This window comes from Stenotrophomonas terrae (assembly GCF_001431465.1).
Taxonomy (GTDB): Bacteria; Pseudomonadota; Gammaproteobacteria; order Xanthomonadales; family Xanthomonadaceae; genus Stenotrophomonas; species Stenotrophomonas terrae.
In genome coordinates, this window is the sequence record NZ_LDJJ01000090.1 from 1 (window position 1) to 14,068 (window position 14,068).

Sequence of the window (14,068 nt, forward strand, 5' to 3'; positions counted from 1 at the left end):
AGGGCCGGGGAGGGGTAGCTGTTGCCGTTGCTCTTGCCCCGCGCGAAAGATCCAAAGCTCAAGTCCAAAGCACCCCGCCCCAACCCTCCCCTGTGCTTGCGCACAAGGGAGGGGGCAAAGCTGGCCTGCGGGGCAAGGGAGGGAGCCTGGGCAGCCACTCCTGCGATAATCCCCGCCATGAACGACACCACTCTCCCGCGCGAAGTCGCCAGTGACCTCGACCACGGTTTGAAAGCCATGGGCCTGGATGCCGCCCTGGCCAAGCCCCTGCTGGCCTATTTGACGCTGCTGGTGCGCTGGAACCGCACCTACAATCTCACCGCCATCCGCGACCCGCGTGAAATGGTCACCCGCCATCTGCTTGATTCGCTGGCCATGGCCGAGCATGTCAGCAGCGGCAGCCTGGCCGATCTGGGCACCGGCCCCGGGCTGCCGGGCATCCCGCTGGCCATTACCCACCCGCAGTTGCAGGTCACCCTGGTCGAAAGCAACGGCAAGAAAGCCCGCTTCATGCGTGAGGCCGTGCGCCAGCTCGACCTGAGCAACGCCCGCGTGGCCGAATCCCGCGCCGAGGCGCTGGACGAGCCGGGCGCCTATGACAACCTCACCGCCCGCGCCATGGACACTCTGGCTGGCATCATCGAGGTCGGCGGCCACCTGCTGCGCCCCGGCGGCCAGCTGCTGGCGATGAAGGGCGTCTACCCGCACGAAGAGATCGCCCAGCTGCCGGCCGGCTGGCAGGTACTGGAAGTGCGCCCGCTGCAGGTGCCGGGCCTGGTAGGCGACCGTCATCTGGTGGTTGTGGAGCGCAAGTAAGCAGGCGGGAGCTAGTGCCGAGCCATGCTCGGCAGGGGCCTTACCAGCCAAAGCTGCCCTCACCCCAACCCCTCTCCCAAAGGGAGAGGGGCTAAAACGGTAGTGCCGAGCCATGCTCGGCAGGGGCCTTACCAGCCAAAGCTGCCCTCACCCCAACCCCTCTCCCAAAGGGAGAGGGGCTAAAACGGTAGTGCCGAGCCATGCTCGGCAGGGGGCTTTACCGGCCAAAGCTGCCCTCACCCCAACCCCTCTCCCGCAAGCGGGAGAGGGGCTTTGAGCAAGAGCGGGGCGGGTAGTGCCGAGCCATGCTCGGCAGGGCTTTACCAGCCAAAGCCAAAAGCCACCCCTCCCCAACCCTCTGCTTGGCCTGCGGCCAAAAGGAGGGGGCAACCGCAAAAGCGACGCAAATCAGGGCAACTTCCCGGCCCAAAGCCGCCTCCTGCCCGGAAACCGATTTCCGCCTGCGCGCCGCTACCCCCATAATGACCAGTCCAACTTCGCCAACGAGGCTCTCCTGCATGGCTCGCATCATCGCCATCGCCAACCAGAAAGGCGGCGTCGGCAAGACCACGACGGCTGTCAATCTGGCTGCTTCCCTTGCCGCCGCACCAAAACGTGTGCTGCTGGTCGACCTGGACTCGCAGGGCAACGCGACCATGGGCAGTGGCGTGGACAAACGTGAAGTGGCAGCGTCCACCTGTGACCTGCTGCTGGGCGAGATCACTGCGGCCGAGGTGCGTGTCACCACGCCCGAAGGCTTCGACCTGCTGCCAGGCAACATCGACCTGACCGCCGCCGAGATCCAGCTGATGGACCAGAGCGAGCGCGAGCAGCGGCTCAAGCGCGCGCTGGCGCCGATCCGCGATCAATACGACTACATCCTGATCGACTGCCCGCCGGCGCTGTCGCTGCTGACGCTGAACGCGCTGGCCGCCGCCGATTCGGTGATCGTGCCGATGCAGTGCGAGTACTACGCCCTGGAAGGCCTCAGCGCGCTGGTCGAAACCATCGATGCGCTGAAGATCAACCTCAACCCGGCGCTGGAAATCGAAGGCGTGCTGCGCACCATGTTCGACGTGCGCAACAACCTGGCCAATGCCGTGTCGGCGCAGCTGACCGAATACTTTGGCGATCGCGTGTTCCGCACCATCGTGCCGCGCAACGTGCGCCTGGCCGAGGCGCCCAGCCATGGCCAGAGCATCGTCGGCTACGACCGCGCCTCGCGCGGTGGCGTGGCCTACCTGGGCCTGGCCGGCGAGATCATCCGCCGCAACAATGAAAGCAAGCAGCCCTCCCGGGCCGTGGAGGCTGTCTGATGAGTGCAGCGAAAAAGCGCGGTCTTGGCCGTGGTCTTGATGCATTGCTGGGCCCCAAGGGCGCAGTAACCCCGGTCACCGTCGCCGCTGTTGCCGAGCCGCAACCGGGCGAAGTGCTGCGCAAGCTGCCCATCGACCAGCTGCAGCCGGGCAAGTACCAGCCGCGTCGCGACATGGACGAAGGCAAGCTGGCCGAACTGGCCGACTCGATCAAGGCACAGGGCATCATCCAGCCCATCCTGGTGCGCCAGATCGAAGGCGGCCGCTACGAAATCATCGCCGGTGAACGCCGTTGGCGCGCCTCGCGCCTGGCCGGGCTGGACGAAGTGCCGGCGGTGGTGCGCGAGCTGGAAGACCGCACCGTCATCGCGATGGCGCTGATCGAGAACATCCAGCGTGAAGACCTCAACCCGCTGGAAGAAGCCGAAGCACTGGCGCGGCTGGTCAGCGAGTTCTCGCTGACCCATGCCGAAGCGGCGCAGGCCGTGGGCCGTTCGCGTGCCTCGGTGTCCAACCTGCTGCGCCTGATCGATCTGCCGATCGGCGTGCGCGTGCTGCTGGAAACCCGTCGCCTGGAAATGGGTCATGCCCGCGCGCTGCTGACGCTGGCGCCGGAACTGGCCACCAAGCTGGCCGAAGAGGCCGCCGAGCAGGGCTGGTCGGTGCGTGAAGTGGAACACCGCGCCCAGCAGTTTGCCGCTGGCAAGGTGCCGGGCGCGCGCAAGGCCAAGCCGTCGCCGAGCGCGCCGCAGGCCGATATCGCATCGCTGGAAACCGAGCTGTCCGAATCGCTGGGCGCCAAGGTGGCGATCAGCCACGGCCGCGGCGGCAAGGGCAAGCTGGTCATTCATTACACCGATCTGGACACGCTGGACGGCGTGCTGGAGCGTCTGCGCGTCCGCCAGAACGGCTGACGCAGTTCTTCCCCAACGAGGTGAACGCAAGGCAATGAACCCCACCAAGGTCGACCGCAATCATCTATTGCGTCTGACCGACCTGCCGAATGTCGGGCCGGCCTGTGAAAAGGATCTCCGTCTGATCGGAATCCGAGTCCCCGCGCATCTGCGCGGGCGTGATGCCTACGATATGTACGCGCAGCTGTGTCTGAAGACCGGCGTGGTGCATGATCCGTGCGTGATCGACGTGTTCCTGTCGGTGCTGCGTTTCATGGGCGGCGAAGCGCCGCAGCCATGGTGGGCGTACAGCAAGGAACGCAAGGAAACCCTGGCCAAGGAAGCGCCGCTCACCATGTGGTGAGGCAGGGGCGATGGGTCGTGGTCACGTACCGGAGCATCGCATGAGCAAGCTAAACGAGCAGATCAGCCCGGGCGGCAGCCGCATCCTCAGCCATGCGCAGGGCTGCGACTTCGCGCCCGCGCGTGGGCACGTCCATGCCGATGTGATCAGCGCGCATGGCAAGCGCCATCTCGGGCCAATGTCGAACGTGCTGCACGCGGCCGTCGACGTGCACACCCGCATCGACTTCCTGTCCCTGGCGCCGTTGTGCCCGCAGGAAATGGCGCTGAAACTGCGCCAGGGCACCTACGCCCTTACCGATCTGATGAGTGACAACGACATCGGCGATGTCATCGAACCGGGCCGGCACAATCCGGCCCGTGAACACCTGTCTGGAATTTCCGCATGACCATCCTCGTCACCGGCGCCGCCGGCTTCATTGGCGCCTACACCTGCCAGGCACTGGCCGCACGCGGCCAGCGTGTGGTCGGGCTGGACAATTACAACGACTACTACGACCCGCAACTCAAGCGTGACCGGGTGGCGGCGCTGTGCCCGCAGCTGGACCTGCGCGCGCTGGACCTCACCGACCGCGACGGCCTGGCCGCGCTGTTCGACGAAATCCAGCCGACCCAGGTAATCCATCTGGCCGCCCAGGCCGGCGTGCGCTATTCGCTGGAAAACCCGCACGCCTACGTCGAAAGCAACCTGGTCGGCTTCGTCAACATGCTGGAGCTGTGCCGGCACCGCGGCGTGCAGCACCTGGTGTATGCCTCCAGCAGTTCGGTCTATGGCAACTCGGCCACGCCGCCGTTCTCCGAAGACCAGCGCGTGGACCAGCCGCGCTCGCTGTACGCCGCCACCAAGGCCGCCAACGAGTTGATGGCCTATACCTACGCCCAGCTGTACGGCCTGAAGGCCACCGGCCTGCGTTTCTTCACCGTCTACGGCCCCTGGGGCCGGCCGGACATGGCGCCGCTGCTGTTCTCGCGCGCGGTGCTTGCCGGGCGCAGCATCGATGTCTTCAATGACGGCCATATGCGGCGCGACTTCACACATGTTTCTGACATCGTCGCCGGTATCCTCGGGGCGCTGTCGCATCCCTCCGCCCAGGCCACACCCCACCAGGTGTTCAACCTGGGCAACCACACCCCGGTGGAGCTGGAACATTTCATCGACGTGATCGCCTCCGCCGCGGGGCAACCGGCGCACAAGGTCTACAAGCCGATGCAGCCGGGCGACATGGTGGAAACCATGGCCGATACCTCGCGCGCGCAGGCAGCTTTCGGTTACGCGCCGAACACGCCGATTGAGTTGGGCCTGCCGCCGGTGGTGGAGTGGTGTCGCAGTTACTTCGGGTTACGCGCCTGACACCCGCTTCCGCCAAGTTGGGTTCTGGGAATGCGTAATCTTTCTTGAAACGTAAAACTTGCGGAAACTGCAATGACCCAGCCCAGCCTCTCAGTGGTTGTTCCCGTCTTCAACGAACGCGACAACGTCACCCCGCTGGTCAATGAAATCACCGCCGCGCTGCGCGGCCAGATCGATTTCGAGATCGTCTACGTCGACGACAATTCCAAGGACGACAGCCTGCAGGTACTGCAGGCGCTGAAGACCGCCAACCCGGAACTGCGGGTACTGCACCACGTCAGCCAGAGCGGGCAGAGCACGGCGGTGCGCACCGGCGTCAAGGCCGCGCGCGCGCCGTGGATCGCCACGCTCGATGGCGACGGCCAGAACGACCCGGCCGACATCCCCAAACTGCTGGCCGCACGTGGCAGCGCCGAGGAGCAGGTCAAACTGTTTGCCGGCTGGCGCGTCAACCGCCAGGACTCGGGCAGCAAGCGTTGGGCCAGCAAGTGGGCCAACGCCATCCGCGCACGCATGCTGCGCGATGACACCCCGGATACCGGCTGCGGCATCAAGCTGTTCGAGCGCGCCGCGTTTCTCGACCTGCCGTACTTCGACCACATGCACCGTTACCTGCCGGCGTTGATGCAGCGCGCCGGTTGGAAGACGGTGAGCGTGCCGGTCAACCACCGCCACCGCACCAGCGGCGTGTCCAAGTACAACAACCTGGGCCGGGCCCTGGTCGGCATCCGCGACCTGCGTGGCGTGGCCTGGCTGATCACCCGTTCCAAGCGCACCGCCGTGGAAGAGGTCTGAGCATGGATTTCATGAACCAACCGCTGGTGTGGCTGGAGTGGACCGGCGTGCACATGTCGCCGTGGAAGCTGATCGGCCTGACCGGCGCGTTGATGTTCGGCGGCCGCTGGCTGGTGCAGTTCATGGCCTCGCGCCGCGCCGGCAAGCCGGTGATTCCGCGCCTGTTCTGGTACATGAGCGTGGCCGGCAGCCTGATGACGTTGAGCTACTTCGTGTTCTCGTCCAAGCAGGATGCGGTGGGCGTGGTGCAGAACCTGTTCCCGGCATTCACCGCCTTGTACAGCCTGCGCCTGGACATCAAGCACCGCGGCTGGCGGCGCGACAAAGCCGGTCACTGAGCGGGCAACTGTGCCCAAATCCGGCGGTTTGCCGCCCGAATCCGTCTAGGTCGGGTGGTGGCTTCAATGCGATGATCGGGGTGAATGAATCACCTGGGGAATACCGATCGTGAAATCGCCGTTGACCGTTGCGCTGCTGCTCACCCTTGGCCTGAGTGCCACGCCTGCCTTTGCCGCCGCACCGTCGGCGCCGGCCACACTGGCCACGCAAGGCCTCGATGATCAGTTCAAGGCGATCTACGAGAAGGAATGGGCCTGGCGCCAGACCGGCGGCGGCGAAGCCAGCGAGGACAGCGACGCCCCGGCCAACAGCACCAAATTGCCGGATGTGAGCGCCGCTGCACAGCAGGCGCGCTTGAAGGTATGGGACGAGGTGCTGGCCCAACTCAAGGCCATCGACCCGGCCAAGCTGTCGGCCGAGAACCAGGTCAACTACGCCATCTACAAGTACCAGGTGGAAAGCCTGGCCGAAGAAGTGCGGCTGGGCAGCTACGAGATGCCGTTCAACTCGGACTCCTCGTTCTGGTCCAACCTCAGTTTCATGGCCCGCCGTGAGATGAAGACCGCGGACGACTACCGCAACTACATCGCACGCTTGAACGATGTGCCGCGTTACTTCGACCAGCAGATGGTCAATATGCGCGCCGGCCTGGCGCGCGGTTTCAGCGTGCCGCGTGCGGTGCTGGAAGGCCGTGATGTCTCCATCTCGACGGTAGCCGAGCTGAAGGACCCGACCGAGTCGCCGTTGTATGAGCCGCTGAAGAAGCTCCCCAACAGCATTCCCGCTGCCGAACAGGCCAAGCTGCAGGCCGAGGCCAAGCAGGCCATCAGCGGCAGCGTGGTGCCGGCCTTCGGCAAGCTGCTGACCTTCTACCGTGAAGAGTACGTGCCGCAGTCGCGCACCACCCTGGCGGCCGAGAAAATGCCCGGCGGCAAGGAGTTCTACCGCCAGCAGATCCGCGAATACACCACGCTGGACCTGAGCCCGCAGCAGATCCATGCGCAGGGCCTGGCTGAGGTGAATCGCATCCAGCAGGAAATGAACACCATCATCGACAAGCTGGGTTTCAAGGGAAAAAGCGAGCAGACCCGCTTTGCCGACTTCCTCGAATTCCTGCGCACCGACCCGCAGTTCTATGCCAAGACACCGGATGAACTGCTGTGGCGTGCGGCGTGGATCTCCAAGCGCGTGGACGGTGTGATCGGCAAGTTCATGACCTTGCCGCGTGCGCGCTTCACCATCGTGCCGGTGCCGCCGGATATCGCCCCGTTCTGGACCGCCGGCCGCGGCGGCATGGGCACCTATTGGCTCAACACCTACAACCTGCCGGCGCGGCCGCTGTACAACCTGCCGGCACTGACCCTGCACGAGTCCGACCCGGGCCACGCCCTGCAGGGCGCACTTGCCGCCGAACAGACCGGCCAGCCCGAGTTCCGCCGTACCGCCTATATTTCGGCCTACGGCGAGGGTTGGGGCCTGTACACCGAGAAGCTCGGCATCGACATGGGCATCTACCAGACGCCGTATGAGGATTTCGGCCGCCTGACCTATGAGATGTGGCGTGCCTGCCGCCTGGTGATCGACACCGGCGTGCACCACTACGGTTGGGACCGCGACCGCGCGATTGCCTACCTGCGTGACCACACCGCGCTGAGCGAGCATGAAGTGACCACCGAGGTGGACCGCTACATCTCCTGGCCGGCGCAGGCACTGAGCTACAAGCTGGGCGAGATCACCATCGTCAAGCTGCGCGCCCAGGCTGAGAAGGAACTGGGCGACAAGTTCGACATCAAGGGCTTCCACGACGCCGTGCTCAAGCAGGGCTCGGTACCGCTGCCGGTGCTGGAGCAGCAGATCAACGCATATATCGCAGAGCGCAAAGCGGCGAAGTAAGTCCTCTGCTCCCTCCCTTTGGCGAAGCCAAGGGGAGGGTTGGGGAGGGGTGCACTTCGCAGTGACCTAAAGCAACAAGCAAAGCCACCCCCTCCCAACCTCCCCCTTGGCTGCGCCAAAGGGGAGGGGCAACAACCCCCACCTGAACCACCGCCTCCGCTCTGCGATTGTGTAACCCAAGCACCACCGGCTAACCTGCCCCGATGCTGCAATCCCTGCGCCACCGCCGCCTATACCTGCTACGCCTGCTGATGCTGGTGCTGGTCGGCCTTGGCGTGTTCGGTACCTCGCTGGCCGCAGCACTCACCGATATCCACATGCTGGCCCACACCGATATAGGTGCCGACGTGCACGAGCACGACGACAGCAAACTCGCGATGGCACCGGATGCCGAAGACAGCGCCAACGCGCTGCTCCACGCCCTGGTGCATTGCGTGGACTGCCACGGCCACGGCGGCGTGCTGCCGACCGTCACTCCCGTTTGGAGCCTGTCATCACCACCTGCGCAGCAGGCGCAGGTCAGCCTTGGCACGCAAGCGGTCTCGCACCCGACCGAAAGTCTGTTCCGCCCCCCGATAGCCGTCTGACGTCCCGGCCCCATGGCCGGCCCTTACGTCTGAACCTGCTATCTGGAGAAACCCATGTGGATGCGCCTGGCGGCTGTTGTCGCCTTTGCGCTGGTGCCGCGCGCGTATGCGCAGGCGCCAGCGTCTGCTGTGCCGTTGACGCTGGACGATGCCATCGTCCGCGTTGCACTTGATCACCCCGAGCTGCGCCTGATCGATGCGCAGCGTCCCGTACTTGAAGCCCGCCGCGATGCCGCGCTGCTGCGCCCGCCCATGCAACTGGGTGTCGAGCTCGAGAACCTGCTCGGCAGCGGTGATACCCGCGGCGTGCAGGGCGCCGAAGCCACGGTCAGCCTGTCCGGCGTACTGGAACGCGGCGACAAGCTCGACGCCCGCCGCATGCTGGCCCAGGCCAATATCGATGCGCTGGCGCCGCAACGCGCCACCGCTAGGCTCGATCTGCTGGCCGAAGCCGCCCGCCGTTACCTCGCAGTAGCACACGCGCAATCTGCGCTGCAGATCGCCAATACCGATATCGAACAACGCCGCCGCGCGATTGATGCCGCGCGCCTGCGGCTGCAGGCCGGTGCCTCGCCGGAGTCGGTGCTGTTCACTGCGCAGGCGATGCTGGCGCAGGCCGAACTGGACCGCGATCGTGCAATCGAACAAGCCAGCGCCGCGCGGCTATCGCTGGCCGCGTTGTGGGGCGCACGTACGCCTGATTTCAACGCGGTGAGCGGCGATGCGCTGCAACTGCCGGCGCTGCGCGATTTCGCTTTGCTCAATGACGATCTGCAGCGCGCTCCCGAACTGGCCGAGCTGCTCGGCGAGCAGCGCATCCGCGAGGCCCAGCTGCAACTGGTGCGCACGCGCAGCCGCCCGGATTGGAGCTGGCAGGCCGGGGTACGCAACAGCCGCGCCGACAACGCCACCTCGCTGGTTGGCGGCTTCAGCATTCCGTTGGGCAGCGCCCGCCGTGCCGCGCCGGAAATCCGCGAGGCCGAGGCTGACCTCGCGCTGTTGCCCTACCAGCGGCAGGCCCGCCAGCAGCAGCTCTACGCCACCCTGGCCGAGGCGCATGGCCGCTATGTCACCGCGCGCTTGGAAGTGCAGCGCATGCAGGCCGATGTATTGCCGCAGCTGCAGAAGGCCGAGCGCGCCGCCGAACGTGCATGGCGCGCCGGCGCCGCCAGTTACATGGAGTGGGCGCAGCTGCAGGCCATGCGTATCGAGGCGCGTCAGCGCCAGCTGGATGCGGCCATCGCCGCACACACCGCGCTGATCGAAATTCAGCGTCTTACCGGCCAGGGCATGTTGGCCACCGATGCAACCGTTGCCGTGGAGAACGCACGATGAGCCGTCCGATGAATGTTGTAGCTGCCGGCGTGCTGGCAATGAGCTTATTGCTGGTCGGCTGCGGTGCAAAGCCGGCAGCTGAAGCCGGCGCCGGTGCAGCAGAAGACGCTGGCCATGAGCATGGTGAAGAAAAGGGCGGTGATGCAGACGGCCACGCCCATGGAGAAGGCGAAGAAGCAGAAGCCGACAGCACCACCATCAAGGCAGCGATGGCCGAACAATCCGGCATCCGCAGCGCAGCTGCGCAGGCTGGCACCATCGCCGATGAGCACGAAGTGCAGGGCCTGCTGACGCCGGTGGATGGGCGCGTGGCGCAGGTGATGGCGCGTTTCCCCGGGCCGATCCGTTCGCTGCGTGCAAACGTCGGTGATCGCGTCGGCGCGGGCCAGACCCTGGCCAGCATCGACAGCAACCTCAGCCTGACCACCTACAGCGTCAGCGCACCGATCAGCGGCGTGGTGTTGTCGCGGCAGGCGCAGGTAGGCGCGGTGGCGGGCGAGGGCACGCCGCTGTTTGAAATCGGCGACCTGTCCGAGCTGTGGGTGGACCTGCATATCTTCGGCAACGATACCCAGCACATCACCGCCGGCGTGCCGGTCACCGTCACCCGCATGACCGATGGCGTCAGCCAGACCACTACGCTGGAACGCGTACTGCCCGGCACCGCCACGGCGAGTCAGAGCACGGTGGCACGCGCCAGCGTGCGCAACGACGATGGCCTGTGGCGGCCCGGCGCCGCAGTGAAAGCGCGCATCGTGGTGGCGATGCAGCCGGCAGCGGTGGTTGTTCCCTTGTCGGCCTTGCAGACCATGGAAGGCCGCGATGTCGTGTTCGTGCGCGATGGCGATACCTATACCGCGCGGCCGGTGACGCTGGGCGCGCGTGATGCGGGCAAGGTCGAGATCAAGGACGGTCTGCGTGTGGGCGAGCAGGTCGTGGTCGAGCAGAGCTATGTGATCAAGGCCGATCTGGGCAAGGCGGGGGCCGCGCATGAACATTGATTGCCGCAGCCAACGCGGAGGGCGCCGCCATGCTTGAGCGCATCATCCGCAGTGCCATCGCCCATCGCTGGATGATGATGGTGCTTACCCTGGCGCTGATCGCGATCGGCAGCTGGAGTTTCACCCGCCTGTCCATCGATGCCACGCCGGACATCACCAATGTCCAGGTGCAGATCAATACCGCCGCCGATGGCTATTCGCCGTTGGAGAGCGAGCAGCGCATCACCTATCCGGTGGAAACGGCGATGGCCGGCCTGCCCAGGCTTGAACAGGTGCGCTCGCTGTCGCGCTACGGCCTGTCGCAGGTGACCGTGGTGTTCAAGGACGGCACCGATCTGTACTTCGCCCGCCAGCAGGTAGCCGAGCGCCTGCAGCAGGTGAAGTCTCAGTTGCCGGAAGGTCTGGACCCGCAGCTGGGGCCAATTGCCACCGGCCTGGGCGAGATTTTCATGTACACCATCGACGCCGATCCCAAGGCGCGCAAGCCCGATGGTTCGCCATACACCGCCACCGATCTGCGCACGCTGCAGGACTGGGTGGTGCGGCCACAGCTGCGCAACGTACCCGGTGTGACCGAGGTCAATACCATTGGTGGCTACCAGCGGCAGATCCATATCACTCCGGATCCGGCCAAGCTGCGTGCGTTGGGCTTCACCCTGGATGATGTTGCCGAAGCTATTGAGGGAAACAACCAGAACATCGGTGCCGGCTATATCGAGCGTAACGGCCAGCAGTTCCTGGTGCGGGTGCCGGGGCAGGTGGCTGGGCTGGAGGAAATCGGCAATATCGTGCTGGCGCGGCGCGAAGGCGTGCCCATCCATGTGCACGACGTGGCCGAGGTGGGCGAAGGTCCGGAGCTGCGCAGCGGTGCCGCCACCCAGAATGGCCACGAAGTGGTGATGGGCACGGTGGTGATGCTGGTCGGTGCCAACAGCCGCGAGGTGGCGCAGGCCGCAGCGGCCAAGCTGGAACAGGCGCAGCGCAGCCTGCCCGAAGGCGTCACCGTCACCGCCAGCTATGACCGCACCGCGCTGGTAGATCGCACCATCCAGACCGTGGCCAAGAACCTGCTTGAAGGCGCGCTGCTGGTGATCGTGGTGTTGTTCCTGCTGCTGGGCAATTTCCGTGCGGCGCTGATCACCGCCGCGGTGATTCCGTTGGCGATGTTGTTCACCCTTACCGGCATGGCACGCGGCGGCGTATCGGCCAACCTGATGAGTCTGGGTGCGCTGGATTTCGGCCTGATCGTCGATGGCGCGGTGATCATCATTGAGAACTGTCTGCGTCGCTTCGGCGAACGCACGCATGCGCTGGGCCGCGCCATGACCCGCGAGGAGCGCTTTGCCGAAACCGCCAGCGCCACCGCCGAAGTTATCCGCCCCAGCCTGTTCGGCCTGGGCATCATCACCGCGGTGTACCTGCCGATCTTCGCTCTGACCGGCGTGGAAGGAAATATGTTCCACCCGATGGCGATCACCGTGGTGTTGGCGCTCAGCGGCGCGATGCTGCTGTCGTTGACGTTCGTGCCGGCGGCGATTGCGATGTTCCTGGGTGGCCGCGTCGAGGAGAAGGAAAACCGCTTGATGGCATGGCTGCGTGCACGCTATGAGCCCCTGCTGGCCTGGGTGATGCGGCGCGGACGTTGGGTGGTTGCCGGTGCCTTGGTGTTGGTGATCGGCTGCGGTGTATTGGCAATGCGGCTGGGCAGCGAGTTCGTGCCCAATCTGGACGAAGGCGATGTCGCCATGCATGCCATGCGCATCCCCGGCACCAGCCTTAGCCAGTCGGTGAACATGCAGAAACAGGTGGAAGCGCGTCTGCAGCAGCTGCCGGAAGTGGACAAGGTGTTCTCCAAGATCGGCACGCCGGAGGTCGCCTCCGATCCGATGCCGCCGTCGGTGGCCGACACCTTCATCATGATGAAACCACGCAAGCAATGGCCGGACCCGCGCAAATCGCGCACCCAGCTGCTGGCCGAACTGGAAGCGGCGGTGGAGGAACTGCCGGGCAACAACTACGAGTTCACCCAGCCGATCCAGATGCGCATGAACGAGTTGATCTCGGGTGTGCGTGCCGACGTGGCGGTGATGCTGTTTGGTGACGACATGGACACGCTGGCGCAGGTAGGCCAGCGCATCGTCGCGGTCGCCAGCAAAGTGCCGGGTGCGGCCGATGTACGGCTGGAGGAAACCAGTGGTCTACCTCTGCTGACGGTCACGCCGGATCGCGCGGCCTTGGCCGGTTACGGGCTCAATCCGGGCCAACTGCAGTCCACGGTTTCAACGGCAGTGGGCGGGCGTGTGGCGGGGCAGTTGTTCGAAGGTGACCGACGTTTCGACATCGTCGTGCGCCTGCCCGAAACCATCCGCCAGGACCCGGCGGCGTTGGCGGATCTGCCGGTATCGCTGGAGCCGGCCTTGGCGCAGGACAGTGCGGATGAATCCAGTCGCGCCGGTGGTTGGCGCAGTGGTGATGCACGGACGGTGCCGCTGCGTGAGCTGGCGCGGATTGAAAGCAGCGAAGGCCCAAACCAGATCAACCGCGACAACGGCAAGCGCCGCATCGTCATCACCGCCAACGTGCGTGATCGCGACCTCGGTGGCTTCGTCAGCGAGCTGCAGCAGGCCATCGACGCTCAGGTCGAGGTGCCGGCCGGGTACTGGGTGGAATATGGCGGCAGCTTCGAGCAGCTGATCTCGGCCAGCCAGCGCCTGGCTGTGGTGGTGCCGGTGACCTTGCTGCTGATCTTCGCGCTGCTGTTCTGGGCATTCGGTTCGGCCCGCGATGCAAGCATCGTGTTCAGTGGCGTGCCTTTGGCGCTGACCGGTGGCGTGTTGGCGCTGGCACTTCGTGGCATTCCGCTGTCGATCTCGGCCGGCGTCGGTTTCATCGCCCTGTCCGGCGTGGCGGTGCTCAACGGCCTGGTGATGATCAGCTTCATCCGTCATCTGCGCGAACAGGGTCGCAGTCTGGATGTGGCCGTGCGCGAAGGTGCGCTGGGCCGCCTGCGGCCGGTGCTGATGACGGCATTGGTGGCATCGTTGGGTTTCGTACCGATGGCCTTCAACGTGGGCGCCGGCTCGGAAGTACAGCGACCACTGGCAACGGTGGTGATCGGCGGCATCGTGTCCTCGACGCTGCTGACGTTGCTGGTATTGCCGGTGCTGTACCGCTGGCTGCACCGGGACGGGAAGTAGCATCGATCGAGGTCGCTTCTCTGCTTGAAGCCCCTCTCCCGTGAACGGGAGAGGGGTTGGGGTGAGGGCGCGCTTGTAAGGCCTCTGCCGAGCATGGCTCGGCACTACAACCGGTGGTCCGGGCTTGCGATGCTTCTCTGCTTGAAGCCCCTCTCCCGTGAACGGGAGAGGGGTTGGGGTGA

13 protein-coding genes are annotated in these 14,068 nt (G+C 65.5%); all 13 read left to right on the forward strand.

The features are described 5' to 3' along the window. Positions 1–177 precede the first annotated feature (177 nt). The 13 genes from rsmG to ABB27_RS18630 all read left to right on the forward strand — a co-directional run bounded on the left by rsmG (position 178) and on the right by ABB27_RS18630 (position 13,886). A complete protein-coding gene (gene rsmG, locus ABB27_RS18565) occupies positions 178–816 on the forward strand; it encodes a 16S rRNA (guanine(527)-N(7))-methyltransferase RsmG (RefSeq protein ID WP_057630761.1) in 639 nt (212 codons plus the stop codon). Between the two features lie 518 nt (positions 817–1,334). Then, positions 1,335–2,132 (forward strand): ParA family protein, encoded by a 798-nt coding sequence (locus ABB27_RS18575; RefSeq protein ID WP_057630766.1) that lies wholly within the window; start codon positions 1,335–1,337, stop codon positions 2,130–2,132. Next, positions 2,132–3,046 (forward strand): ParB/RepB/Spo0J family partition protein, encoded by a 915-nt coding sequence (locus ABB27_RS18580; RefSeq protein WP_057630768.1) that lies wholly within the window; start codon positions 2,132–2,134, stop codon positions 3,044–3,046. Before ABB27_RS18575 ends, ABB27_RS18580 begins: the two co-directional genes overlap by 1 nt. Before the next feature lie 34 nt (positions 3,047–3,080). Beyond that, a complete protein-coding gene (locus tag ABB27_RS18585; protein WP_057630770.1) occupies positions 3,081–3,389 on the forward strand; it encodes a helix-hairpin-helix domain-containing protein in 309 nt (102 codons plus the stop codon). 40 nt (positions 3,390–3,429) lie between these two features. Continuing rightward, complete coding sequence (locus tag ABB27_RS18590) at positions 3,430–3,777, forward strand: suppressor of fused domain protein (protein WP_161809671.1); 348 nt, start codon at positions 3,430–3,432, stop codon at positions 3,775–3,777. Continuing rightward, a complete protein-coding gene (locus ABB27_RS18595) occupies positions 3,774–4,739 on the forward strand; it encodes an SDR family NAD(P)-dependent oxidoreductase (RefSeq protein WP_057630774.1) in 966 nt (321 codons plus the stop codon). The genes ABB27_RS18590 and ABB27_RS18595 overlap by 4 nt, the downstream gene beginning before the upstream one ends. A gap of 72 nt (positions 4,740–4,811) precedes the next feature. After that, entirely contained in the window at positions 4,812–5,534 is a 723-nt protein-coding gene (locus tag ABB27_RS18600; RefSeq protein WP_057630776.1) for a glycosyltransferase family 2 protein, read from the forward strand. 2 nt (positions 5,535–5,536) lie between these two features. Further along, positions 5,537–5,872 carry a lipid-A-disaccharide synthase N-terminal domain-containing protein gene (locus ABB27_RS18605; RefSeq protein WP_057630778.1) on the forward strand — a complete coding sequence of 112 codons (336 nt, stop codon included), beginning with the start codon at positions 5,537–5,539 and terminating at the stop codon, positions 5,870–5,872. A gap of 109 nt (positions 5,873–5,981) precedes the next feature. Beyond that, the gene (locus ABB27_RS18610; protein ID WP_057630780.1) at positions 5,982–7,766 is read left to right on the forward strand and encodes a DUF885 domain-containing protein; all 1,785 of its coding nucleotides are present in this window, start codon (positions 5,982–5,984) and stop codon (positions 7,764–7,766) included. A gap of 203 nt (positions 7,767–7,969) precedes the next feature. Beyond that, on the forward strand, positions 7,970–8,353 hold the full coding sequence (locus tag ABB27_RS18615; RefSeq protein ID WP_057630783.1) for a hypothetical protein: 384 nt from the start codon (positions 7,970–7,972) through the stop codon (positions 8,351–8,353). 54 nt (positions 8,354–8,407) lie between these two features. Further along, positions 8,408–9,688, forward strand: coding sequence for a TolC family protein (locus ABB27_RS18620; RefSeq protein WP_057630784.1), 1,281 nt, complete (start codon positions 8,408–8,410; stop codon positions 9,686–9,688). Continuing rightward, the gene (locus ABB27_RS18625; protein ID WP_057630787.1) at positions 9,685–10,689 is read left to right on the forward strand and encodes an efflux RND transporter periplasmic adaptor subunit; all 1,005 of its coding nucleotides are present in this window, start codon (positions 9,685–9,687) and stop codon (positions 10,687–10,689) included. The genes ABB27_RS18620 and ABB27_RS18625 overlap by 4 nt, the downstream gene beginning before the upstream one ends. A 29-nt stretch (positions 10,690–10,718) precedes the next feature. Continuing rightward, positions 10,719–13,886, forward strand: a complete 3,168-nt coding sequence (locus ABB27_RS18630; protein WP_057630789.1) for an efflux RND transporter permease subunit — start codon at positions 10,719–10,721, stop codon at positions 13,884–13,886. Positions 13,887–14,068: the final 182 nt, after the last annotated feature.

Excerpts from the sequence above, each read along its gene's own strand:
- ABB27_RS18630 (WP_057630789.1), top strand. The coding sequence starts at position 10,719 with ATGCTTGAGCGCATCATCCGCAGTGCCATCGCCCATCGCTGGATGATG.
- ABB27_RS18580 (WP_057630768.1), top strand. The coding sequence starts at position 2,132 with ATGAGTGCAGCGAAAAAGCGCGGTCTTGGCCGTGGTCTTGATGCATTG.
- ABB27_RS18575 (WP_057630766.1), top strand. The coding sequence starts at position 1,335 with ATGGCTCGCATCATCGCCATCGCCAACCAGAAAGGCGGCGTCGGCAAG.
- ABB27_RS18585 (WP_057630770.1), top strand. The coding sequence starts at position 3,081 with ATGAACCCCACCAAGGTCGACCGCAATCATCTATTGCGTCTGACCGAC.
- ABB27_RS18615 (WP_057630783.1), top strand. The coding sequence starts at position 7,970 with ATGCTGCAATCCCTGCGCCACCGCCGCCTATACCTGCTACGCCTGCTG.
- ABB27_RS18590 (WP_161809671.1), top strand. The coding sequence starts at position 3,430 with ATGAGCAAGCTAAACGAGCAGATCAGCCCGGGCGGCAGCCGCATCCTC.
- rsmG (WP_057630761.1), top strand. The coding sequence starts at position 178 with ATGAACGACACCACTCTCCCGCGCGAAGTCGCCAGTGACCTCGACCAC.
- ABB27_RS18595 (WP_057630774.1), top strand. The coding sequence starts at position 3,774 with ATGACCATCCTCGTCACCGGCGCCGCCGGCTTCATTGGCGCCTACACC.
- ABB27_RS18625 (WP_057630787.1), top strand. The coding sequence starts at position 9,685 with ATGAGCCGTCCGATGAATGTTGTAGCTGCCGGCGTGCTGGCAATGAGC.
- ABB27_RS18605 (WP_057630778.1), top strand. The coding sequence starts at position 5,537 with ATGGATTTCATGAACCAACCGCTGGTGTGGCTGGAGTGGACCGGCGTG.
- ABB27_RS18620 (WP_057630784.1), top strand. The coding sequence starts at position 8,408 with ATGTGGATGCGCCTGGCGGCTGTTGTCGCCTTTGCGCTGGTGCCGCGC.
- ABB27_RS18600 (WP_057630776.1), top strand. The coding sequence starts at position 4,812 with ATGACCCAGCCCAGCCTCTCAGTGGTTGTTCCCGTCTTCAACGAACGC.